The sequence below is a fragment of the Paenalcaligenes sp. Me131 genome (assembly GCF_050487225.1).
GTDB lineage: Bacteria > Pseudomonadota > Gammaproteobacteria > Burkholderiales > Burkholderiaceae_B > Paenalcaligenes.
Window position 1 is genome coordinate 492,023 of the sequence record NZ_JBKQGY010000002.1, and the last position, 22,778, is coordinate 514,800.

Below are 22,778 nucleotides of genomic sequence, written 5' to 3' on the forward strand. Positions count from 1 at the left end.
TCACTATGAGCGACAGGCTTTCCAGCATCACCACACGTACCGGCGACCAAGGCGAAACCAGCCTAGGCGATGGTCAACGCGTACCCAAGAATAGTTTGCGTATCCACGCCTTAGGTGAGGTGGACGAGCTAAACAGTCTGATTGGGGTGTGGCGCTGTGAAGCCCTACCTGAAGCCATCGATACCTTGCTGTCTCATATACAGCACCATCTGTTCGATATGGGTGCAGAACTCTGTATTCCAGGTCATGAGGCCATGCGCGATTCGCAATTGGCTGAGTTAGATAACGCCATACTCACTTTCAATGCACCGCTACCACCGTTGAAAGAATTCATTCTTCCTGGTGGCAGCCGTGCCGCTGCACTGGCTCATCAAGCGCGTACGGTAGCACGTAGAGCCGAACGTAGTGTCGTGGCGTTACTGCAATTCGATGGCGTACGGCCCGTGGTGGTACAGTATTTAAACCGGCTCTCAGACCTGTGCTTTATTCTGGCACGATGCTTGAATCAGCACACTGGCCAACCCGATGTACTGTGGCAACCTCACGCGCAATCATGATGCGCAACTACTCACATAGTTCGCCAACTGCTGACTTACCCTCGCCAAATCAGCTTGCAGACTCGTAAAGCCAGAGCTCTTACGGTGATGACGTTCATCCATATATAAGGCTCTATTTACCTCTATCTGCAAACTATGCCGATTTTGTGTGGGCTTTCCTACTTGTGTCACGATCGCCGCCCCTGAATAGGGATGGTTGCGCACTACCCTGTAGCCTGCTGCTTTCAACAGATGTTCGACGGTTGCGATAAAGTCGGCGCTACAACTAGTGCCTTGCCTATCCCCCAATACAAAGTCAGCCACAGGCCCCGTGGTGAACACCGTTTTCACACTGGAAGGCATTGAGTGCAGATTCAAATGCCAAACTCCGCCAAAACGCCTATGTAGGTGGCGTATTTGTAGCCCCAACCAATCGTGATACGGCCTATACACCTGCGCTAAGCGCGATTGCACCTCCGCTACGCTTAGCTGACGATCGTACAGCTCAACCGGACCTAGACTCTTCCACAACAACCCATGTCCAAGTTGGGTTTTCTCGGATGGTTCAAGTAAGCCTGGCCACGGTGCATCCATCATTTTGGGATCCAGATCGGTCTCATAACGATTCAAATCCACATAGCTTCTGGCAACACGGGCGGCCAGCAAACCCGCCCCCTGCGTTGGTAAGGCTGACCATAGCTGATCCACAAACGCATCCTCGGCGCGACGCAATACCTGCATGGGTACTCGGCTACGAAAATCTAAGGGATAAACATTGCCACTGTGCGGGGAGTCCGCCAACAACGGAACCTGCAAGGCGCTATCTGGCGCATGCCACTCAAATGGCAATAACGGCTTGTGAATATCCTGCATTGTCTCTCCTCTACTTCTTTTTATGGCTGCATGATCTCACACTGCGATACGGCTAGTTCTTTGTAACATAGGCCATCGCAAAACGGGCCATGTACTGCTTGAGTACATGGCCCGTAAAGGTTACGCGTTGCAACTGACTTAGATCATTTCTTTGCCATCACGTTTGGCTGCCCGCCAATCACGCACTAATGCTCCGATCAACAATGCCAACACGCCCGCAGACAATACTGGCCAGATCAATATATAGGTCACAATCCAATTCATGTTTGCTCCTTTCTTATTACAGTTGTGGCTTAGGCGTAAGCGCTGGTTGTTTTTTGGAAGGCTTCACCATCTTTTCTTGCTCTTCATGGAAAGCCCGCACACGATGCGACAACACAGAGAAATCAAAACGCTCAGAGCTGCGTAGACTCAGCAACGTACACACAATCGCACTCGCACCATATGAGGTCAACGAGCCCAGCAAAACAGTGTAATCACGCCAGAAACCGACGCCATAGTAGATCAACACAACGGTTACCACTGCCCCCACTGTCAACGCCAGGTTGCGTCCAAAGAAGGCAAAGGTCATCAAACCTACTACTACGCCACCACCCACAGAGGCCACCAGCTCGAAAAATACAGCCACAATGCCGGTCATGGGGATGAGTTCAAAACGCACCAACAAGAACATGGTGACGGCGCACGCTACCGAGGTAGTAAAGGCCGTATTGGTCACACGGTTCCAGAAGAAGCTACTGATCACCGGAAATACAATTGCTCCCCACAGAGCCCCGACGAACACCAGCATCACCAGAATATCCAGACGCAAACTTGCAAAGACCACACCACACATGGTGGCCACAATCATGGTCATACGCCCCCACAACAACATACGTCGTGGATCTGGTTTTCCTTTAGCGATGTTTTTACCGTAAATATCCGTCATCACAATCGCTGACAACGCGCACAAGTCTGCGTCAGCAGTGGACGACAAGGAACCAATCACCAAGATAAAGAACAGCGCAATACCAAATGGTGGCAAGTAGGCCGACGCCATTTGCGGGATGATATTGTTCATGTCCCCATCAATGGGCTGCAAACCAGTAAAGAGTGCCAATAAGCCCAAAATACCCAAACCAATCACAACCACACCGTAGCCTACGGTTGCCGTTAAGAACGTAGGTTTGATTAAGTCTTGGCGTACGGCAAAGAGTCGCTGTGCAATGGTCTGGTTACCAATGGCATAAGCCAACACCGCGATGAAATACGGAGCGCCTTGCTCCAAGATGGCCGTGGTCGAGAAGAAATCAGCTTGTTCGCTACTTAAACGCCAGAAGTTATCCGCAATTAAATCCGGTCCTCCAGCGTTAAAGAAGATCAGTGGAATGATAATTACCGCCGCCAGAATCATTGCCACCAACTGCGCAAAGTCTGTCAGCACAGAAGCTCTGAAACCTGACCATAAGGTGTAAGACAACACCCCCAAACCCGCAATTAATACCCCCTGAATAAAGCTCAGCGGGCTTAGCATGGACACCAATGCACCGGCTGCCGTGAAGTTCACCATCAAACTGATACAGCTACCAATCAAATTGGATACCGCCATAATCATCTGACTGGATCGGCCATGACGGGCATATACCACCTCAGCCAGCGTATGAGCTTCAGGCGCTAATTCTCTAAAGCGTCTTCCAAAAGGGAAGATAAACAAAATCATCAATGCGCCCCAGAATCCATAATGTATAGGGCCAGACAACCCATACTTATATCCCGAGGTGGCGCTTGCATAGAAAGATGCCGCCCAAATCCAGGTAGCGATCATACTAGCGGCTGACAGCCCAAACCCTACAGCGCTGTTAGACACCATATAACCGTCTACGTTTTCCTCCTTTTTACTGATGAGTAATGACAATAAGAACGTCAGTAAATAGAATCCCAGCAATAGCAAAATCGCTGAGGTTGCAGACAGCTGAAAGAACTCTGTTTCTTGCATGCTTTTATCGTTTCCTTAATGTTATTTCAACAAAAAGGCTTTACTGGGTAATAGGCATTAGAAAGCCGACGCCAGTAAAACCAGCGCGCACCAACCGAAACACCAATAACCGGAAATAAACGCAACAAAGCATCCCAAGAAAGTTTGAGATACGCAGACACAAGGGTGCCTAAGGGGCGTGAGAGCCTTAAGGAAGGCCGCACGGGCCCCGACGCAGACTGCTAAAGCAGTTGATGGTTGCCACGACCGTTTCGGACGGGCATAGGTGTATCGGCTTACAAGCCGGGTCACTGTATAGCGACCTGAGACAAGGTTACCGATTGTCGAGCCTCCAACCTCTTGACCGGTAACACATACGTGCTGATTGCAGCCATTCTGACTGAATCCGGATCATTATACCCACGATACCCATCCCCATCAAATTCGCATAAACCCGCAAAAACAGGACTATCTCCAAAATCTCATGAACAGTAAAATTTACGATGTACTAAAGGTTAAGACGTAGCTCTTACTACAGGCATACAATACTCACGCTGCCACGCTTTCTTTACCCATCAACATTTATTGCAAAAGTAATATTTTGTTACTCGAAATTTCCTGTGTATATCCGTAATACTCAGTGAATAAAATAGTGAACATCTACTGCAGCGTCTGACGCTAATCGAATAACCATGCCAGCCACTTTCTTTTTGCCCTCCTTCTACAGCAGCATTGCAGTGTTTCTGCTAGGCGCAATTGCGCTAGTCGTCTCCTCAGGCTACTCCGTAGGTGCTGCTCTGCTTTTATTAGGTGGGCTATATGTGCTGTGTAGCCGTCATAAACCAGCACTCACTAAACAAGATTGGTTGGTACTGGCGGCTTTAGTCCTTTACGGCTTGATGGGTATCATTGAAGGCCTGTTCTATCAGTATCCCTCACGCGCTTACGACTTACCCAGCCGCTTTCTTGCTGCGGCTATTGCTCTATTTTTTGTACTGAAATATCCGCCTCGTCTCACGTGGGTATGGGCTGGTTTAGCGACCGGCGGCGTATTGGCTGGCTGTTGGGCTGGATATCAAAAAATCTTTTTGCATATAGATCGTGCAAAAGGCTTCACCCACGTCATCCAGTTTGGCAATATCTCCATGCTGACAGGCCTATTTTGTTTGGCTGGCCTAGCATGGGCCTGTACTCGCCCTAACAAACGGGGCTGGATTCTCTGGTTAAGCCTTGGCGCTCTGGGTGGTATTGCCGGCTCTCTGTTCTCAGGCAGCCGTGGAGGGTGGATAGGGTTGCCCTTGATTGCACTGATTTTCTTCCGTGTCTACCACCAGTATTTTTCGCTACGTTTGAAACTGCTGTTTAGCACTGCCATTGTCGGACTAGCGGTGGTGATTTATAGCGTCCCACAGTTTGGTGTACAACAGCGCATACACGAAGCCATCAATAACATTAGCCTCTATACACAAGGACAAAGCAATACGTCTCTAGGCGCTAGGTTTGAAATGTGGAATGGCGCAAGCCAATTATTCATGGCCAAACCCATTTTCGGTTGGGGTAAAGCCCAGTACAAATCAGCCATGACAGAGCTTGCCGACCAAGGCAAGGCGCACCCTGTTGTGAAAATGTTTGACCACCCCCACAACGAAATACTGAATAACGCCGCAAAACAGGGCATCGTAGGGATTCTCGCCTTATTGTTTCTATATGTAGTGCCCTTACGCCTCTTTGCTTCGGGACTACGCGCCGCGTCGTTAACACAACGCTCATTAGCAACAGCTGGCTTTCTTTTACCTATCGCCTATATAGATTTCGGCTTATCCCAAGCATTTCTCACTCATAATAGCGGTGTGATGGTGTACGCCTTCTGGTTAATTGTGCTGTGGGGCAGCTATAGGTTCTACAGCACTCAGAAATAAACTGTTAAGAAATATCAAATGATGAATAGAAACGTACACATTTGCTAACAATACAATTATGCTTGGCCGATGAGTGCTCCCCTCCCCCCCCCTCTCGTAGCAGGTGACCCTCAAAGCAGGCATAGGCTGCCCTTTGGGGTGTGGGCAGTATTCATCGCCTTAATACAAATAGCGTTGGGCATCGTCTGGGGGCAGTTCATTGACTACAACCCCACACTCAGCACACTACCTGGGTTACTCATTCCCTCTGGCATCGTTCTGGCACTGGCGTTGGCACGTGACTCCAGATTCTGGATTAGTGCCGCCGCCGCACAGTTCATTTATGCCTTAGCAGGCAACACCTCAGTTGAGTACAGTTTTTTACTGGCTGCTATCGCCGCCTTAGAGATCGTGCTCACCTGCTGGATTATGCGCAAACTGCGCTTTGATGCCTCATTAGAGTCGCCACGTCCATTCATTACCTTGGTGCTCGTACTGGCATTGGGCACACAAAACCTCAGTGCGCTTGGCTACAGTGCAGTCCTGCATCTTAGTCATCCTTTGTTACAGTCTAGCCTTAGTGATGGCTACCTCAACCTCTGGGCGGTGAGCTTGGTAGAAAAACTCTTGTTCATCCCCTTGATACTGGCATGGGCAAAAGGCTGTTCTTTTCAACGTCCACGACTCACCGAGTTTCTGTTCAGCACAGCGCTGCTCTGTCTCGCTTCGTTCTACGCTTACCGTTATGGTCCTAACGGGCTGTTTTTACTCCTACCAGTGCTGGCGTGGTTATCCACCAGACAAAACCTGCTGCTCTTTAGTATCAGCCTGCTATGCATGACCCTCACCATGCTGGCAACACAGTTATATGTGTATTCAGGCGTAGATGCCCCTGAGCTACTCTGGTTCTTGCTAGGCAGCTTGCCCTTAGCCATCACCTGCAACATCAGCTACCGCACACAACAACTTAAGCAAGCGCAGAATCTGCACACTTCAGATCAATACGATAAGCTGTTTAACCATGCCCCTGTGCTGATCAACAGCTTTGATATGGATGGTCGTTGTGTGGTGTGGAACAAAGAGTGCGAGCGTGTGTTTGGCTGGAAACGCGAAGAACTCTTCAACTCACCAGATCCATTGGCGCTGCTGTATCCCGATGCTATTCAACGTTCCGCTGCCCGGCACAGCATTTTTACTCGCGAAGTGTCGTTTCAAACCTGGCACCCTAGGACTAAACAAGGCCATAGACTCAGCACACTATGGGGCAATATACAGATTGATGAAAACCAAGCGATAGGCATAGGGATTAACCTGAGCGATCATGCCAGAGCTGAACAAGAGCTGTTGTTAGCCAAAGAACGCTATGAAAACCTCGTACAACGCATACCGGTAGGCGTCTTTACCCTGCGCCAATCGCTAGATGGTGCAATTATGTACGAGTACGTCAGCCCACGCCTGTGCGAAATGTATAACCTGTCGGATAAAGCCATTTATGCCGACCCAGCGGCTATCAGCAACTGCTGGCACGAAGAAGACCGCGCCGAAACCATACGCCTCACTGCCGAGGCCCGTGCATGGTTGCGCCCTATGCGTCTGGATACCCGCGCCATCATCAATGGCCAAGAGCGCTGGATACGTATAGAAAGTAATTCCACCCGCCTGCCTAACGGCGACATTCTGTGTGACGGCGTACAAACCGACATCACCGAAACTCGTCGTAATGAGTTTGAACAACGTATTGCGGCCAGCGTATTCAAACGCAGTTATGACAGCATTCTGATTTTGGATGATCAGCATCGCATCATTAACGCCAACCCATCAGCCATACGCCTAAGCGGCTATACCCTGAGCGAGTTGCGTGGTCATACTGTAGACCTATTGCTGCCACCTTCATCGCAAGCCGTGAACTTCCAACGGGCTATTTGGCAAGAAGTCATGACCACTGGTGCATGGCAAGGCGAAGTTACCATGCATTCCCACAACCAGACCGAGCGCCCCTTGCAGGTCTCCATCGTGCCAGTGCGTAACAACAAAGGGGCCATTCTGCGTTATATCGTGGTGGGTACCGATGTCAGCCTACTCAAAGCCCGTGAGGCACGCTTAGAACGCCTCGCCCACTTTGACTCGCTCACCCAATTACCTAACCGCTACCTACTCACTGATCGCTTGCGTCAAGCGTTATCCCACGCCGACCGCAATCAGAACCTGCTGGCTACGTGTTATGTGGATCTAGACGGCTTCAAAGCAGTCAATGACCAGTACGGCCATAGTATTGGCGACATGCTACTGAAAGAAGTGGCCGTACGACTCACCAGCAAACTACGCAAGACCGATACTGTTGCCCGCTTAGGTGGCGATGAAATGGTATTACTGCTGGGCGACTTTAAGTCTCCCGATGACAGTTGTGGCCTCTTGCAAGAGCTCTTGAACTTGCTGGCTCAACCGTATCAAATACACGGTTTACAACCCATCACCGTGTCTGCCAGTATTGGGGTGAGCTTCTACCCTAGCGACGCTACCGACCCAGAACGCCTATTGCAGTTGGCTGACCAAGCCATGTATTTGGCCAAGCAATCTGGAAAAAACACTTACTATTTTCACAATCAAGCCACAAAAGAATCGCCCCTCACCGATGTCTCGCTCTAAGCACTGACAGTACAATGTGGCGTTCATTCCGGCCGTCTATACCCTATGTTTTCTTGGGAGAACACCATGTCTCACGCGTTTCGCAACCGCCATACTCCAGCGGTAGCATTGTGTGCCGCTTTACTGTCTGCAGGCTTACTGAGCTACAGTCCATTTAGCTTGGCACAAACTTCAGCGCCAACCAGCAACAGTCCAACTGCCCCTGCACCAGAAACGCCAACGGTAGCAGCGACTCCAGAAACACAAGCACCAGCCCCCGCGACAGACGTACAAGCCGCACCAACCCAAGAGCCAGCCGCTGCCACACACACCACTGAGGCCGCACCCAAAGCGCCGCCTGAGAACGTCATTACCGTCAACGATCCGGTAGATGCGTTCCCTGCCCCTGAGCCCGGTTTTGTACGCCATGTAATCCACTTACCTGTGGGTAACTATGAAAATGATCTGAAAGTCGAGCTACTGCCCGGTAAAGTCGTAGAGACCGATTGCAACACGCGTCAGTTCATTGGTCAGTTAGAAGAGAAAACGCTAGAAGGCTGGGGTTATACCTACTATGTGCTTCCCAGTATAGAGGGCCCAATCTCCACGATGATGGCGTGTCCAGAAGACAGCAAAAAGATGCAGTTTGTACCCGTCACTGGCAGTGCGGGGTCATTGTTGTACTACAATAGCCGATTGCCCGTCGTAGTCTATCTACCTGAAGAAGTAGAACTACGTTGGCGCACGTGGGTCGCGACTCCAGTAGTTAGCGCCGACAGTCAATAATAATTATCTTTCAGTAGCCGGCGGAGAGGCTCCATGATTGTTGCTATTACAGCCTTATTCGTCTTTCAATTACTAGGGGAAATCGTAGTCCAATACTTGGGCATACCATTACCCGGACCTTTAGCCGGCATGCTGTTGCTGCTCGCCGTATTCATCATACGCGGGGGTATTCCTACCGAGCTTGATAAAGCCGGTACAGCGCTATTGCAGCACTTGATGCTGCTGTTCATCCCAACCGTTACCGGGATCATGCTGTTCTTTGACAAGATTGCCGAAGAATGGCTGCCCTTTATCGTAGGTAACCTACTAGCGGTGGCGTTGACCATTTTCTGTACCGCCTTTGTGCTCAAAAAACTGATGTCCAGACAAGCAGATAAGGAAGAACAATGAACGACGATTTCTTCCGTATTTGGGTATTCCTTACCGAATCCCCCCTGCTGTGGTTAACACTCACACTCTGCGTGTATTTGTTTACCCTGACCATCTACAAGCGCGCCAACTCCAATTCGTTCCTGTTGCCCGTACTGACATCGGTAGTGATCCTGGTCCCCATTTTGCAATGGACAGACACTCCGTATGAACACTACTTTGAGGGCGCACAGTTTATACAGTTATTGATTGGCCCAGCTACTGTGGCCTTAGCTATTCCCTTGTATAAACAGCTAAAACTGCTACGCCAACACTGGAAGCCCATTATGGCGGCGCTGTTTGTAGGCACTAACGTCGCCATGTTTAGCACAGTGTTTATTGCGTGGGCGTTAGGTGGCTCGTCGGCCATTATCATTGCCATGATGCCCAAATCGGCCACGATGCCTATTGCCATGGCTTTGGTCGATTACTTTGGCAGTGAGCCCTCGTTAGCGGCTGTTTCAGTCGCCATTACCGGTATTGGTGGCACGATTATTGCTGTGCCACTACTGCGCATGATGAAGGTGACTGACCCCATTACCGAAGGCTTTACGCTAGGCTTAACGGCACACGCTATTGGGACGGCTCGCTCTATGCAGCTTAATCAAACCACCGGCGCTTTTGCTGCCTTGGGTATGAGCTTAACGGGTATTGCCACCGCATTGCTCATGCCCGCAGCCGTTGCGATAGGCCGTTCACTGGGTATGCTGTAATTACTCGGTGCGATGATCCAATGCCAGGATTTGTTGTTTGCGCCAACGCAGCAAGAACAGCCCTGGCAACGCAATCACAATAGTGACCAAGAAAAAGGTAGGCCAGCCTAAACTTTCTACCAAGAACGGGGTAAGCGGGCCCGCCAAGTACGTACGTCCCACGGCTGCCAAGGCAGACAGTAGCGCGAATTGCGTGGCTGAAAACTGTCTATTACACAGCGCCATCAACAAGGCCACTGAGGCCACCGTACCCAAGCCGCCGCACAGATTTTCCAACCCCACCACAACGGCCATGAGCCACAGCTCGGACGAGTTCACCGCCAAGACCCAGTAGCCTAGGTTAGACACCGCCTGCAAAATACCAAATAACATCAATGCACGATACAGGCCCAGTCTGGCCATCATGCTACCGCCCAATAGGGCTCCTGCAATGGTGCTCGCCAGCCCGAATATTTTGTTGATATAGCCTATTTCGCTTAAGCTAAACCCTGCCCCACGAATCAAAAACGTGGTGGATAATGCTCCAGCAAATGCATCACCCAGCTTGTACAGCACAATCAACAGCAATAAGCTTAGCGCCCCCTCGCGGGAGAAGAATTCTTTAAATGGTTCTACCACCGCATCACGTAAGTTACGCGGCGGCTTCACTTTAAGCTCAGGCTCTGGGGCCAACAATGTGGCCACCATACACCCAGCCATCAGCAAGCCCATGAGCATGTAGGTGTACTGCCAACCCAACCATTTATCAGCCAGAATCAAGGCCAAACCACTGGATACCAGCATCGCTATGCGATAGCCCAGTACACGCAAGGCGGCCCCCGCCGCTCGCTCGTCTTGGTGCAAGACGTCGGTGCTGTACGCATCAAACGCAATATCTTGCGTGGCCGACATAAAGGCCACAAACACCGCCAATAACGCCAATGGCATTAATTGTGTGCCGGGCGATAACAGCCCCATCGCCACAATAGACACCGCCAGCAGCAACTGAGAAATGAGAATCCAACCGCGCCTACGGCCTAAGAAAGGAAAGGCAAAACGGTCGATTAAGGGTGCCCACAAAAACTTCAGCGTATAAGCAGACCCCACCAGCGTCAAAAAGCCAATTTGCGTCAAACTGACATCTTCTACGGTAGCCCAAGCCTGTAACGTCCCGCTTGTGAGAGCCAGTGGCAGGCCACTCGCAAACCCCAGCGCCAGCAATGACAAAACTCGTGGACTGGCATAGGGAGACGCCATGATGCTAAAACCTTTATCTAAGCTGCCGCATGCGGCGATTCAAAACGATATACAGCCAAACGGCTACGCAGGCTAGGTAACACACGTACCTCAGCACTGTGGTCAAAGGCTGCACGATGCGTAATACGTAAATTCAGTGAACGCGCCAGATCTTCAAAATCTTTAAACGTACACAAGTGGATATTGGGCGTGTCATACCACTGGTATGGCATTTCGCCCGATACCGGCATGCGTCCAGCTAAAATAGACAGACCGTGTGACCAGTGCCCAAAGTTGGGGAAAGACACCACCCCAAACCGTGCCACACGTGCCATTTCGCGCAAGATATGCTCGGTATTCAACATAGACTGCAAGGTTTTAGATAATACCACCGTGTCAAAAGACTGGTCGGTAAACAATGCCAAACCTTGCTCCAAGTCTTGCTGAATGACTGGTACGCCACGGCGTACACAACCAATCATAGACTGTGGGTGACGCTCTACCCCTATACCATCTACCTGCAGCGAGTCGCGCAAATGCGCTAATAACTTGCCATCCGCACAGCCCAAATCCAGCACGCTGGACGAGGGCTCAATCCACGATGCGATGCGCTGTAAGTCAGGACGCTGCGCTAACGACTCTGAATGTATGTTGCTCATGCCAATATCCCCGTTACTCGTGCACGGGTTCCCAACCCCATGGTCTCTGCAATGTGATCATAATATCCCTGCACCACGCCGTGATACCGCTCGTCATCCAGCAAAAATGCATCGTGCCCATGTGGGGCATCGACTTCCGCATACGTCACTGACAAACGGTTTTTCAGTAGCGCTTGCACAATCTCACGTGAACACTCTGGCGAAAAGCGCCAGTCTGTGGTGAACGACACCAACAAGAACTTCGCTTTCACATGGGCCAAAGCTTTGGCCAAATCACCATTGTGCAGACGCGAAGGATCAAAATAGTCCAGCGCACGGGTAATCAGCAAATACGTATTTGCATCAAAATAGGTAGAGAACTTTTCGCCTTGGTAGCGCAAGTAAGACTCCACCTCGAACTCTACGTCGTAACCATAGCGATAGGCTTGGTCATCCAACGGATTACGCTGACTGCGGCCAAACTTCTCGGCCATGACGGTATCGGATAAATAGGTGATATGGCCCAACATGCGCGCCACACCCAACCCACTACGTGGCACGGTATTGTGCGCATAGTAATCACCAGCGTGAAACTCTGGGTCAGAAATAATGGCTCTACGCGCTACTTCGTTAAACGCGATGTTCTGCGCGCTCAATCTGGGCGTACTGGCGATCACAATGCAGTTTTCTAAGCGGTCTGGTTGGCTAATCGCCCACTCCAGCGCCTGCATGCCGCCCAATGAACCGCCCATGACGGCCGCAAATTTTTGAATACCAAAGTAATCCGCCAAACGGGCCTGAGCATTCACCCAGTCTTCCACCGTCAAAATGGGGAAGTCGGCGCCCCAAGGCTTATTGGTAGCAGGATTAGTAGAGGCGGGGCCCGTAGAGCCAAAGCATGAACCTATGTTGTTCACACCAATGACAAAGAAACGGTCGGTATCCAACGGCTTACCGGGGCCAACCATGTTGTCCCACCAACCTATATTTTTAGGATTAGCGGCATCAATACCAGCCACATGGTGAGACGCGTTTAAGGCATGACACACCAATACCGCATTACTGCGGTCAGCGTTCAATGTGCCATAGCTTTCCACACACAGTTCGTACTGCGGCAGCACTTGGCCGCTTTTCAGTAATAGTGGCTCGGAAAAACCGATGATTTCTGGTTTGACTATACCCACCGAACCTTCAGGAACGATGGCATCAGACAAGCCCGCAATAGCAGGAATAGAATTAGCAGTAGTACCCATAGGGACCTCTTTAGCTGGATTTATGGAGCGCCCGCAAGCGGATCAGGCAAATCGGCGCAAACAAATGAATTGATCGCTAAAAGTGTATCACTTGGCGTCCGCTTGCACAGCCCCACTACCGCTTTTTTTGGTCAAAGCCTACCTGATCGGCATATACTGCTTTAATCCCTATCAAACTAGTACTATTTAATAGCTTTATCCAACCCCCGTGGTGGCCTCAATGAATACTCGCTCCAGACTACTCCACGTCCTTCAAGATCAGCCCGATATCCTGCGCACATTGCGACGCGGTATAGAGAAAGAAGGACTGCGAGTTGATACGTCTGCACATCTGTCTCGACGCCCGCACCCTGTTGCACTGGGCTCTGCTCTGACCAACGAGCATATCACTACAGACTATTCAGAGGCCCTGTTGGAACTGATCACGGGTACGCACCATGACGTGGCTGGTTTGTTGGATGAGCTAGAAGCCATACACATCTTCACTGCCCAAGGTATAAACACTGAAACCATGTGGAATCAGTCTATGCCAGCACTGCTGCCTAGCGAAAAAGACATTCCTATCGCATGGTATGGCAAGTCCAATGTGGGCATGATGAAGCACATTTACCGACGTGGCTTAGCTGAACGTTACGGTAAACGTATGCAGTGTATTGCCGGCATACATTACAACTTCTCGCTGCCTGACACCTTATGGCCATTGATGGGCTTTGAAGGGTTAGATTTACAAGAACAACGTTCTACCGGTTATCTAGCGCTAATCCGTAACTTTACCCGTTACTCATGGCTGCTGATGTACCTGTTTGGTGCGTCGCCTGTGGTGTCCAGCGGTTTCCTGAAAGGCCACTCACTGGCTTTGGAGCAGATTGCTCCCGACAGCTACACCCTACCTTGGGCCACGAGCTTACGCATGAGCGATCTAGGCTACCAGAACAAAGAAGCTCAAGCCGAACTACAGTTGTGCTACAACGATCTGGACACCTTCTTGATGCGCATGCTGCATGCAACGCGTACTCCGTGGCCTGATTACGAACGCCTAGGCACACACCGTGACGGCGAGTGGATACAGCTCAATACCAATATTCTGCAAATAGAAAACGAGTACTACTCCAACATACGCCCTAAACGCACCACGCAATCTGGCGAGCGCCCTTCGGCTGCGCTAGCCCAACGCGGTGTGGAGTATGTAGAAGTGCGCTGTCTGGATATAGACCCGTATGCTCCATTAGGTATTAGCGAACAAAGCTGTCACTTCTTAGATACCTTCTTGTTGTTCTGTACCCTAGAGTCCAGCGACGAGTTTCCTAACAACGGCTTCTGCCAGCACAGCAAAAATAACTTCGCCCACGTCGTGAGCGAAGGCCGTAAACCTGGTCTGATTCTGAACACGCCTGAACACGGCAGCATCAGTTTGCAAGATTGGGGCAACCAGTTGCTGGATGCCATGACACCGTATGCCGATCTACTAGATCAGCATTTGCAAAGTGGCCAAGCACACCGTGATGCACTGAATGCGCAGATTCATAAGCTACGCGATCCAGATAACACACCCTCAGCGCGCTTGCTGCGCGATCTAAGCGCTTCTGGTTTGAGCTTTGTGGACTTCACTCTGCAACAAAGCCAAGCACACCGTCAGCACTTTCTGGATACCGCGTTGTGCCCTAAACGCCAAGCGGCGTACGAGCAGGCGGCAACTGAGTCACTGACCCTGCAAGCAAACATTGAGTCAGCCCAAGCCAATCAAAGCTTTGACGACTACTTACGCTCGTTTGAAACCACGAACTAAGCTGCTAGTTGGCCATAAAAAAAGCAGAACCAGTGATAGGTTCTGCTTTTTTATGTGTGGTCAGCCTAACAGCAGTTAAGCTTTTAGACTGAGCTACACAGTAAGGATGCTAGACGCGTACCCTACTATTACTCAGACGCGACCTCATCTTCGGCTGGCGCGGCTGGCTCGTCAAAGCCTGCACCAGCTTCGTTCGCCATGAACACCATTGCACGCTCAACTTCGATGTCTTCCAAGCCAGCATTACCACCACGAGCAGGCATAGCACCTTTACCGTTCAATGCCACTTTCAGCATCGCATCGTAACCTTCTTGGAAGTACGGTGACCATGCTTCGGCACTACCAAATAGCGGAGCTCCTGCAAGCCCCGCGGAGTGACAGGTCGCACAGGTTGAGTCGTAGACTTCTTTACCTGTTTTCAGCACTTTAGGCCCTTCGGCTACGATTTCTGCTGGCCCTAGTACAAAACCTGCTACGGGTTGAATACGGGCAGCAATCGCTTCATGTGCTTGATCGTTGTAGCTAGCACCAGCTTTCAGACCCACCGAAAACAAGTTCACCAGCATAATGACCAGCGCGATAGGCACAACCACTGCCAAGATCACCACCAGCACGATTTGCTGTAAAGAGAATTTTGGGCCTTGCTGGCCGCTTTGATTATTATGGAGTTGTTCCGTATTGCTCATAATCGGATCCCGCAAATTTGAACAGTAACAGGCGACAACTCTTTACGAGCCACGCCAACATTAAAGACGCATACACGCACTGCCAGACCTACGCTTCCCTACTCGGCAATACGTACATAGTGACCAACATGGCATTATAGCGGACTGCACCCAACTTGTACGCACACCCTGCCCTAACCTGCCGTCTACACCCTATAGCTTCCAGCATTTTTTCCAAAAACAAGGTAAAATGCTCAGTTCTGCGACCATAGTTCAATGGATAGAATTAGAGTTTCCGAAGCTCTCGATACAGGTTCGATTCCTGTTGGTCGCGCCACTACATACAGCCACCACAACGCAAGGTAATGTGCTCAGCCCCCTGTGCAATGACCTCTGATAGTGACACGGCAAGCTACTCCCCCTCCCACAATCCCACTACGTCCATGCACCCTGCTCACTAAACAGTGTGGATTTTTCGTGGCTGTGACTCGCACCCACGACGCTAAAGCAATACACTATATGCCGTACTGTATGGTGTTACGCTCACTGCTCGCCTACTAGCTATACCTCATCAAACTTGCCCACTGCTTCACCCCAAGAGGCTACTTACGCGTGACAAAACTCCTTGCCCTATTAGGATGTGGACTGACATGGTTTTCTTTTCAGGCACACGCACACCCGCATGCTTGGATAGACGTACAAAGCACTATCGTGCTCTCAGAGGATGGCCAGGTACAAGCCATAGAGCAGGCCTGGCTGTTTGATGACTTATACAGCGCAGCCATACTGGAGGGTATTGCAGAGGACTATGAAGACACCGAAAAAGCCCTGCAGCAATACGCGACGGATGTGATTCATAACCTTCAGCCATACAGCTACTTCATTCGCCTCGTTGTCGATGATAAGCGCGCAGCGTTCAACCCCATTACACAATTCTCTATAGACAAGCGCGGCTCACAACTGCTCTTATCTTTCACGGCCCCGTTAGCCGTTCCCGTAGCCCCTACACAGCACTCTGTCGCTTTCTCGGTCTATGACCCGACCTACTATATACACATGACTCACCCCGCTGAGTCGCCCCCTTCGATAAGCCCAAACAATGGGGGAGCTTGTCGAGCCTACGTCACCCAACCCACCCCTTCTGCCGAGGACTTCAGCCGCGCCTTTGCACTCGATAAGGAAGATAGTGTTGACGACGATTTGGGGCACTTATTTGCAGAAAAAGTACATATACAATGCCAGAGTTAACGCCTTCCTCCACACGTATTTGGACACGCTATGTGCTCATCGCCGCAGCCCTTGTGGTGGTTATAGGACTCTTATACCGCTACGTTCCTTGGAACCAGTTTTTTCTGTGGGTGCTGAAAACCCAAGCACAATTGCATAGACAACTGGCCACCACACTACGCGTGGTCTCTAAAGGTGGATGGTCGGCAGCATGGCCACTTATTGGTATTAGTTTGCTGTACGGTGTGTTTCATGCCGCAGGCCCGGGGCATGGCAAGGCCGTCATTACCACCTACCTAGGCACAAGCCGCACCCTTTTACGCCGAGGGATCATGCTTTCTATTGCCTCATCGCTCATGCAAGGTGTAGTGGCTATCCTTTTGGTAGAGCTGCTGGCGCGGCTACTGGGTTACTCATTACGCCATACCCAACAAGCAGCTACTCAGCTGGAAAACATTAGTTTTGCATTTGTGATTGCACTAGGTGCCATTCTTGCCTTACGTAGTGCACACAAGCTTTACCAATACTGGAAACGCCCTAAACCCACAAGCAAGGGGTTATTTACCACTGGCCGGAAAATGCAGGCTTACTGCGCAGAGTGTGGTGGCGCCCACCAATTAAACCAAGCGCACCTCAGCCAACCGCTAACATGGCGTACCGCTATCCCCATTATTATGGCTATAGGCTTGCGACCGTGCACAGGCGCAATCCTTGTCCTACTTGGTGCGTACTCTATGGACTTACGATGGGTAGGTATTGCAGCAGTCTTGGCCATGTCCATCGGCACCGCGTTCACCGTGAGCCTACTCGCCACTATCACCGTATCCTTCAAACAGCTAGCCTTACGACTGTTTCAACGCCAGTCTGGTGCTATGTCTCAACACCTCTTTTACTTTGACCTACTAGGTTTACTCGGTGGCATCGTCATTTTGCTACTCGGTATAGGGCTCTTACAGCAGGGGCTGCGCAGCACTCCAAACCCTCTGTTCTAGAGCACGTCGCTACGCAATACGGCATGCTCTATTCGCAATGTACATGCACCGTCTCGGCAAAGAGCGCACCAAACTGTGGTCCAACCTCCAGCCCGTTATCAATCGCGGCTGCCATTAAAAAATCTTCTGTAGTGGGCTCTGGATATTGCAACCGCAGTTCACACTCACGTGCCGAGTCGCCCTGAATACGCGGAGGCCTTTCTGGGTGCTGCAGTATCTCAATATAAAAAGACGGATCAAATACCGCTAACGCCATATCAGCACCAGCCATCTTCATGGGCTGCTTCAGTAAAACGGTGAAACGCAGGTGCAATTCATCATCCAGAAGCTCGCCTGAGAATTGCAGGATGTCCCCTAGCGCTAAAGTAGTCTCACCGGATTGAACGCGTAAAAAGTAGTTAAGAGGCTCCAGCTTATTCAATGTCTCTTGCGCCCACTTATCCATATCTAGGGCTTCACCTGCCGCCTCGCGCATCAAGTCATCCAACAGCACATCTGTGAGCAAGTTATCGTAATTCCAGTGCTGTTCTATTGCAGTCACATACCCATCGGCTGACATCAAAAATGAGGTTTCTACGTAAATCCACGCATGAGGGTGCGATTGCACGGCAAACGGCAACATACTCACTAGTAGGCACGCCAGCCTTTTTCTACCCAAGCAAGACATCACCCGTTGCCCACAGTACCGTATCCACCGTAAAACACCCTGCATTACTCTACATACCCCTTTGCGCTTACCTACGCCTCTACCCTTGCTACACACTCTCAAACACTGACTCTACTTCGCCATCAGCAAACACCAGCGTCACAACATGAGGCGTACTACCTGATTCTTGTATGTGCAGCTCTAGGTTTTCACCCTGCAATATGGCCCGACTCAGCTCTACCTCGTGATCGCCTATCCAGGCCGTACCCGTAACCTCTTGGAAGTTTTGCTGTAGTTCCACATGGTAGGTATTACCATCTAAGCCTTCCCACTCCCATGCGCCTTCGACGTGGGCGGGTACTACCCATTTGTAGATACTGATCCCCCCAAGCTCTAGCTCTTCATCTGCTTTCCAGTCACCCATACTAAACGCATGAGAAATAATACGGGCACCAGGACGTAACTCGCTGAGCAAACGGGGTCGTAAGTCTAGGTTAACGGACTCAAGTAGGTATAAGGTCACCACCGTGGCCTCACTGATATCAGCCGTAAAAATGCTTTCTTCAAGAAAATCCACCAAGTGCTCTACACGAGCATGCGCGGCGTTTTCCATGGCATCGGCCACGCGCAACGGGTCCATCTCTATACCTATGCCCTGCGCGCCATAGGCTCTGGCGGCGGCAATCACAATACGGCCATCTCCACACCCTAAGTCATACAACACATCTTTAGCATTCACTCGCGCAAGCCCAAGCATTTTCTTGATGACACTGTCATCAGTGGGCACGAATGGCACATCTAGCAGAATTTCTGGCCCTGCAGAAATGTCATCCAAGTCATCAATCAAATCTCTAAACATTGGCAACACCCTATAACAGTCAGGCTCTTAAGACAAAAACATCCCTACATACTAACCCCATTCGCCACACGTACGTTGTCTCGTGATGCGACACAACCTCTATACAGACATCTGACCTCATTACCCCCGTACTCCTATACACAAAGTGTGCGCCATCAAAAACACCCCAAAGCTTGAACCGTAACCTTGGGGTGTTTGGATGACATCACCTGCTAGAACGCATTTGTCATAGTGTTATGCCAGATTAGCAGCACATAATTCTGCCCTTACCACCATATCGTGCGGCCTGCCTTTCTTTAAAAAAAGTAGCGTAGTCCATAGGCTCTTGATCAGGATGTGTGGTCTGCATGTGCTTCACATACACATCGTAATCCGGCACGCCCACCATCAGGCGTAGCGTACGCCCTAGATAGCGCCCCGTTTGAGCCCCCGTTTGTGTCGCTGAACGAGCGAAGCTGCTGAATAATCCGGTAGTTTTCATGGTTACTCTGCTCCTGCCAACGCCTGTGGAGGCAATGGCTCAAATGGTGTTTCAGCCGTTGTGTTCTGCGGACTACGACGAGCTTTTTGGATGGCTCGTATGCCAAAGAACACCATGCTGATCACCACAAAAATAAACAATGCGCACAAAATGGAGTTCACGTAGTCATTAATAATGACCTGACGCATCTGCTCTAAGGATTTAGCGGGTGCCATCACTGTACCTTCGGCCAGCCCAGCGCTGTAAATCTCAGCATGAGACAAGAAGCCAATTTTTGGATTGGGGTGGAAGATTTTCTGAAAACCCGCTGTCAGGGTGCAGATCAACAGCCACACGGTAGGTGCTGCTGTCACCCACGCATAGCGGTCTTTCTTCATTCTGAACAACACCACCGTACCCAACGTTAGCGCTACCGCCGCCAGCATTTGGTTAGCAATCCCAAACAATGGCCACAAGGTGTTGATACCACCTAATGGATCCACCACACCTTGGTACAAGAAATACCCCCATGCTGCTACGCATAACAGCGTCGCCGTAAGGTTAGCCACCAGCGAATCGGTTGCGCGCATGCTGGGGGCAAAGGTGCCCAACAAGTCTTGCAACATAAAACGACCCGCTCGCGTACCGGCATCCACGGCCGTTAAGATGAACAAGGCTTCAAACAAGATGGCAAAGTGATACCAGAACGCCATCATGCTAGGACCGCCAAACATATAGTGCAGAATGTAGGCCATCCCCACCGCTAACGTAGGCGCACCACCGGCACGAGAGATAATCGTGTTCTCGCCCACTGCAGAGGCCATCGCTGTTAGCTGCTCAGGCTGGATCATAAACCCCCAGCTAGACACCACTTGTGCTACTTGCTCTGGCGTTGTGCCAATCAAGGCGGCTGGACTGTTCATGGCGTAGTAAATACCAGGCTCAATCACGCAAGCGGCAATCAACGCCATGATAGCGACGAACGATTCCATCAACATCGCGCCATACCCGATGTAACGTGCCTGGGTTTCGTTTTCAATCATCTTAGGCGTGGTGCCCGATGCAATCAGCGCATGGAAGCCAGATACCGCCCCGCACGCAATGGTGATGAACAAGAAGGGGAACAAACCACCTGCCCATACCGGCCCCGTGCCATCAATAAACTGTGTGACAGCCGGCATTTTCAACGGAGGCGCTACAAAAACAATACCAATGGCCAGCCCTACAATCGTGCCGATTTTCAGGAAGGTAGACAGATAATCACGGGGCGCCAACAGCAGCCAAACCGGCAACACGGCGGCAATAAAACCGTAGATAATCAACGCCCAAGTCAGTTCTTCACCATCTAGGTTGAATACCTGCCCCCAATAAGGGTGTTGAGCCACGTCTTGACCGTAAAGAATAGAGGCCAGCAACAGCACCAAGCCAATAATAGACACTTCGCCAATTTTCCCTGGGCGTAGATAACGCAGATAAATGCCCATAAAAATAGCTAAGGGAATGGTGGCTGCAACGGTAAACGTGCCCCAAGGTGAACCAATTAAGGCTTTCACCACAATCAAGGCCAACACCGCCAGAATAATGACCATAATCATGAACGCGCCAAACAGCGCAATCACGCCTGCCACAGGCCCTAGTTCTGCCTTGATCAAATCACCTAGCGAGCGGCCATCACGGCGGCTAGAAATAAACAGCACGGTGAAATCTTGCACGGCACCAGCAAATACCACGCCCGCCAGAATCCACAACATGCCGGGCAAATACCCCATCTGAGCCGCCAAAACAGGCCCAACCAGCGGCCCAGCCCCGGCAATAGCGGCAAAGTGGTGACCAAATAAAATGTGTTTGTTGGTAGGAACGTAATCCAAACCATCGTTGTGTTTCCAAGCCGGTGTCATGCGGTTCGCATTCAGCTCAAACACCTTATTAGCAATGAATTTGCTGTAGTAACGGTACGCGATCAAATACACGCACACGGCAGCAATTACTACCCACAGAGCACTCACAGTTTCCCCGCGAGTCAGTGCTACCGTCCCCAACGCGAAAGCACCTAGTAAGGCTACCGCTATCCATATCAGTATGGATAAACCTTTATTCTTTTCTGCTACATGCATAGACGTGTTCTCCAAAATATTTTTTTAAAGTTAACCACCTCTCTACCACGACGCATTAAAGCATGAACCTTATGAACTACTCCTTATATGGATAACCACAAAAAAATTAAACAATTCAATTACTTATAATTTACAGAAATATGTAATTCGCTATTCCAGTCTTCAATAGACTGCACACGAATTCAATACAAAAAAACCCTACTTCTCTTGCAACAAGCCTGCTTTTTAGGCTTTTTTGTCACGAAAAAGTAGGGCGTAGTGTTTGGGCAAATAAACAGAATTAATGAGAACATGTCTCATCTATCAAACACCTGTATAGGCTGTCTTAGGCTTGTATCCAACCAAGGGGCATCGCCCCTATCACCTGTTGTACGGCCCAACTAGCGTAAAGGTATCGCTGTAATAGCTATGATCGATGAGTAACCAACCGTCAAAATAGCTCAGGGGCGTTAATTTAAAACCACCACCAAATCGACTAGAGAGCTTGGAGGATAAAAACTCAAATGAAGCGCTAGTGTTATCTTCATAGAAAATTTTCACCGTAAATGCCGAAACGGGTGTGGTTCGTAACACGAGGCTCGTTCTCTCATTACTGTGCATCACCATATGGGGCATCTGGAATCCAATGCCTGTAATCTTGCCTTGGTAGGCATACTTATACCCAATAACCGGCTTGTTTTCGATGTTATAGCGGCGTAGTCTTTTTCTGAATTTAAGCCCAACTGATACAGGTGCGTGCTATAGCCCCCTATCAAGAGGGTCCCGTCCTCCAGCCTAGTTACCCAGCTTATACCGCGCGTTTCCTTGGTTGGCGGATTATCCATAATCTGGTCAAACTCTGCTTGCGTGGCAGGTTCTTCTGTCTTGGCTGTGTAGTCTTTCTCGTACTTAATGCCATAAATATCATTAGCAACATCTTGTACAAGCTCAGGCGAAGGCGTGGGATGACTCCATCTCACATTGGCACAACCAGACACTACCGACACGCACAACAGCACGAACAACCATCTTAAAAACGTATGACGCATCCCAGTCTCTTTATAGGGGAAATAAATCTTCCCATCGTATCAAACACAACACCAGATGTCTGATTTCAAATGCATCAAGCAAATGGAACACACACCATCGCC

Annotated in this window: 20 protein-coding genes and 1 tRNA gene; 10 read left to right on the forward strand and 11 right to left on the reverse strand. The window is 50.3% G+C overall.

The window, feature by feature from the left end:
* Positions 1 to 5 precede the first annotated feature (5 nt).
* Positions 6 to 557 carry a cob(I)yrinic acid a,c-diamide adenosyltransferase gene (locus ACLPHM_RS10415; RefSeq protein WP_430221166.1) on the forward strand — a complete coding sequence of 184 codons (552 nt, stop codon included), beginning with the start codon at positions 6 to 8 and terminating at the stop codon, positions 555 to 557.
* On the opposite strand, the gene ACLPHM_RS10420 is transcribed toward ACLPHM_RS10415, so the two are convergent.
* The 3 genes from ACLPHM_RS10420 to ACLPHM_RS10430 form a co-directional block, all read right to left on the reverse strand.
* The gene (locus ACLPHM_RS10420) at positions 552 to 1,409 is read right to left on the reverse strand and encodes an N-formylglutamate amidohydrolase (RefSeq protein WP_430221167.1); all 858 of its coding nucleotides are present in this window, start codon (positions 1,407 to 1,409) and stop codon (positions 552 to 554) included. The genes ACLPHM_RS10415 and ACLPHM_RS10420 overlap by 6 nt on opposite strands.
* 138 nt (positions 1,410 to 1,547) lie before the next feature.
* Positions 1,548 to 1,673, reverse strand: coding sequence for a putative transporter small subunit (locus ACLPHM_RS10425; RefSeq protein ID WP_430221168.1), 126 nt, complete (start codon positions 1,671 to 1,673; stop codon positions 1,548 to 1,550).
* 16 nt (positions 1,674 to 1,689) lie between these two features.
* Complete coding sequence (locus ACLPHM_RS10430; RefSeq protein ID WP_430221169.1) at positions 1,690 to 3,384, reverse strand: sodium:solute symporter family protein; 1,695 nt, start codon at positions 3,382 to 3,384, stop codon at positions 1,690 to 1,692.
* A 671-nt stretch (positions 3,385 to 4,055) separates the two neighbouring features.
* On the opposite strand from ACLPHM_RS10430, the gene ACLPHM_RS10435 reads away from it, so the two are divergent.
* The 5 genes from ACLPHM_RS10435 to ACLPHM_RS10455 all read left to right on the forward strand — a co-directional run bounded on the left by ACLPHM_RS10435 (position 4,056) and on the right by ACLPHM_RS10455 (position 9,793).
* Positions 4,056 to 5,282 carry an O-antigen ligase family protein gene (locus ACLPHM_RS10435; RefSeq protein ID WP_430221170.1) on the forward strand — a complete coding sequence of 409 codons (1,227 nt, stop codon included), beginning with the start codon at positions 4,056 to 4,058 and terminating at the stop codon, positions 5,280 to 5,282.
* A gap of 69 nt (positions 5,283 to 5,351) precedes the next feature.
* Complete coding sequence (locus ACLPHM_RS10440; RefSeq protein WP_430221171.1) at positions 5,352 to 7,907, forward strand: diguanylate cyclase domain-containing protein; 2,556 nt, start codon at positions 5,352 to 5,354, stop codon at positions 7,905 to 7,907.
* A gap of 66 nt (positions 7,908 to 7,973) precedes the next feature.
* A complete protein-coding gene (eco, locus tag ACLPHM_RS10445) occupies positions 7,974 to 8,672 on the forward strand; it encodes a serine protease inhibitor ecotin (RefSeq protein ID WP_430221172.1) in 699 nt (232 codons plus the stop codon).
* A 33-nt stretch (positions 8,673 to 8,705) separates the two neighbouring features.
* On the forward strand, positions 8,706 to 9,062 hold the full coding sequence (locus ACLPHM_RS10450; RefSeq protein ID WP_430221173.1) for a CidA/LrgA family protein: 357 nt from the start codon (positions 8,706 to 8,708) through the stop codon (positions 9,060 to 9,062).
* A complete protein-coding gene (locus ACLPHM_RS10455) occupies positions 9,059 to 9,793 on the forward strand; it encodes an LrgB family protein (RefSeq protein ID WP_135864151.1) in 735 nt (244 codons plus the stop codon). Before ACLPHM_RS10450 ends, ACLPHM_RS10455 begins: the two co-directional genes overlap by 4 nt.
* Here the strand turns inward: ACLPHM_RS10455 and ACLPHM_RS10460 are convergent, their stop codons facing one another.
* From ACLPHM_RS10460 to metX, 3 genes are read right to left on the reverse strand one after another with little or no spacing between them, the layout of a single operon-like run.
* Positions 9,794 to 11,029 carry a muropeptide transporter gene (locus ACLPHM_RS10460; RefSeq protein ID WP_430221174.1) on the reverse strand — a complete coding sequence of 412 codons (1,236 nt, stop codon included), beginning with the start codon at positions 11,027 to 11,029 and terminating at the stop codon, positions 9,794 to 9,796.
* Between the two features lie 17 nt (positions 11,030 to 11,046).
* Positions 11,047 to 11,667: a methionine biosynthesis protein MetW gene (gene metW / locus ACLPHM_RS10465; RefSeq protein WP_430221175.1), complete on the reverse strand. Its 621-nt coding sequence runs from the start codon at positions 11,665 to 11,667 to the stop codon at positions 11,047 to 11,049.
* Positions 11,664 to 12,899: a homoserine O-succinyltransferase MetX gene (metX, locus tag ACLPHM_RS10470; RefSeq protein WP_430221176.1), complete on the reverse strand. Its 1,236-nt coding sequence runs from the start codon at positions 12,897 to 12,899 to the stop codon at positions 11,664 to 11,666. Before metX ends, metW begins: the two co-directional genes overlap by 4 nt.
* A 220-nt stretch (positions 12,900 to 13,119) precedes the next feature.
* Between metX and gshA the strand changes: the two genes are divergently transcribed.
* Positions 13,120 to 14,685, forward strand: a complete 1,566-nt coding sequence (gene gshA / locus ACLPHM_RS10475; RefSeq protein ID WP_430221177.1) for a glutamate--cysteine ligase — start codon at positions 13,120 to 13,122, stop codon at positions 14,683 to 14,685.
* Between the two features lie 128 nt (positions 14,686 to 14,813).
* Here gshA and ACLPHM_RS10480 read toward each other — a convergent pair whose 3' ends face one another.
* On the reverse strand, positions 14,814 to 15,371 hold the full coding sequence (locus tag ACLPHM_RS10480; protein WP_430221178.1) for a c-type cytochrome: 558 nt from the start codon (positions 15,369 to 15,371) through the stop codon (positions 14,814 to 14,816).
* A gap of 241 nt (positions 15,372 to 15,612) precedes the next feature.
* Here ACLPHM_RS10480 and ACLPHM_RS10485 point away from each other — a divergent pair.
* The 3 genes from ACLPHM_RS10485 (at position 15,613) to ACLPHM_RS10495 (ending at position 17,569) form a co-directional block, all read left to right on the forward strand.
* Positions 15,613 to 15,687 (forward strand) — tRNA-Arg (locus tag ACLPHM_RS10485).
* Positions 15,688 to 15,962: 275 nt separating this feature from the next.
* On the forward strand, positions 15,963 to 16,598 hold the full coding sequence (locus ACLPHM_RS10490; protein ID WP_430221179.1) for a DUF1007 family protein: 636 nt from the start codon (positions 15,963 to 15,965) through the stop codon (positions 16,596 to 16,598).
* A complete protein-coding gene (locus ACLPHM_RS10495; protein ID WP_430221180.1) occupies positions 16,586 to 17,569 on the forward strand; it encodes a nickel/cobalt transporter in 984 nt (327 codons plus the stop codon). Before ACLPHM_RS10490 ends, ACLPHM_RS10495 begins: the two co-directional genes overlap by 13 nt.
* 28 nt (positions 17,570 to 17,597) lie before the next feature.
* On the opposite strand, the gene ACLPHM_RS10500 is transcribed toward ACLPHM_RS10495, so the two are convergent.
* The 4 genes from ACLPHM_RS10500 to ACLPHM_RS10515 all read right to left on the reverse strand — a co-directional run bounded on the left by ACLPHM_RS10500 (position 17,598) and on the right by ACLPHM_RS10515 (position 21,648).
* Positions 17,598 to 18,197 carry a DUF1007 family protein gene (locus ACLPHM_RS10500; protein WP_430221181.1) on the reverse strand — a complete coding sequence of 200 codons (600 nt, stop codon included), beginning with the start codon at positions 18,195 to 18,197 and terminating at the stop codon, positions 17,598 to 17,600.
* A gap of 127 nt (positions 18,198 to 18,324) precedes the next feature.
* A complete protein-coding gene (locus ACLPHM_RS10505) occupies positions 18,325 to 19,074 on the reverse strand; it encodes a class I SAM-dependent methyltransferase (protein ID WP_430221182.1) in 750 nt (249 codons plus the stop codon).
* A 244-nt stretch (positions 19,075 to 19,318) separates the two neighbouring features.
* The gene (locus ACLPHM_RS10510; protein WP_430221183.1) at positions 19,319 to 19,555 is read right to left on the reverse strand and encodes a YbdD/YjiX family protein; all 237 of its coding nucleotides are present in this window, start codon (positions 19,553 to 19,555) and stop codon (positions 19,319 to 19,321) included.
* A gap of 2 nt (positions 19,556 to 19,557) precedes the next feature.
* Positions 19,558 to 21,648 (reverse strand): carbon starvation CstA family protein, encoded by a 2,091-nt coding sequence (locus ACLPHM_RS10515; RefSeq protein ID WP_430221184.1) that lies wholly within the window; start codon positions 21,646 to 21,648, stop codon positions 19,558 to 19,560.
* Between the last annotated feature and the right edge of the window lie 1,130 nt (positions 21,649 to 22,778).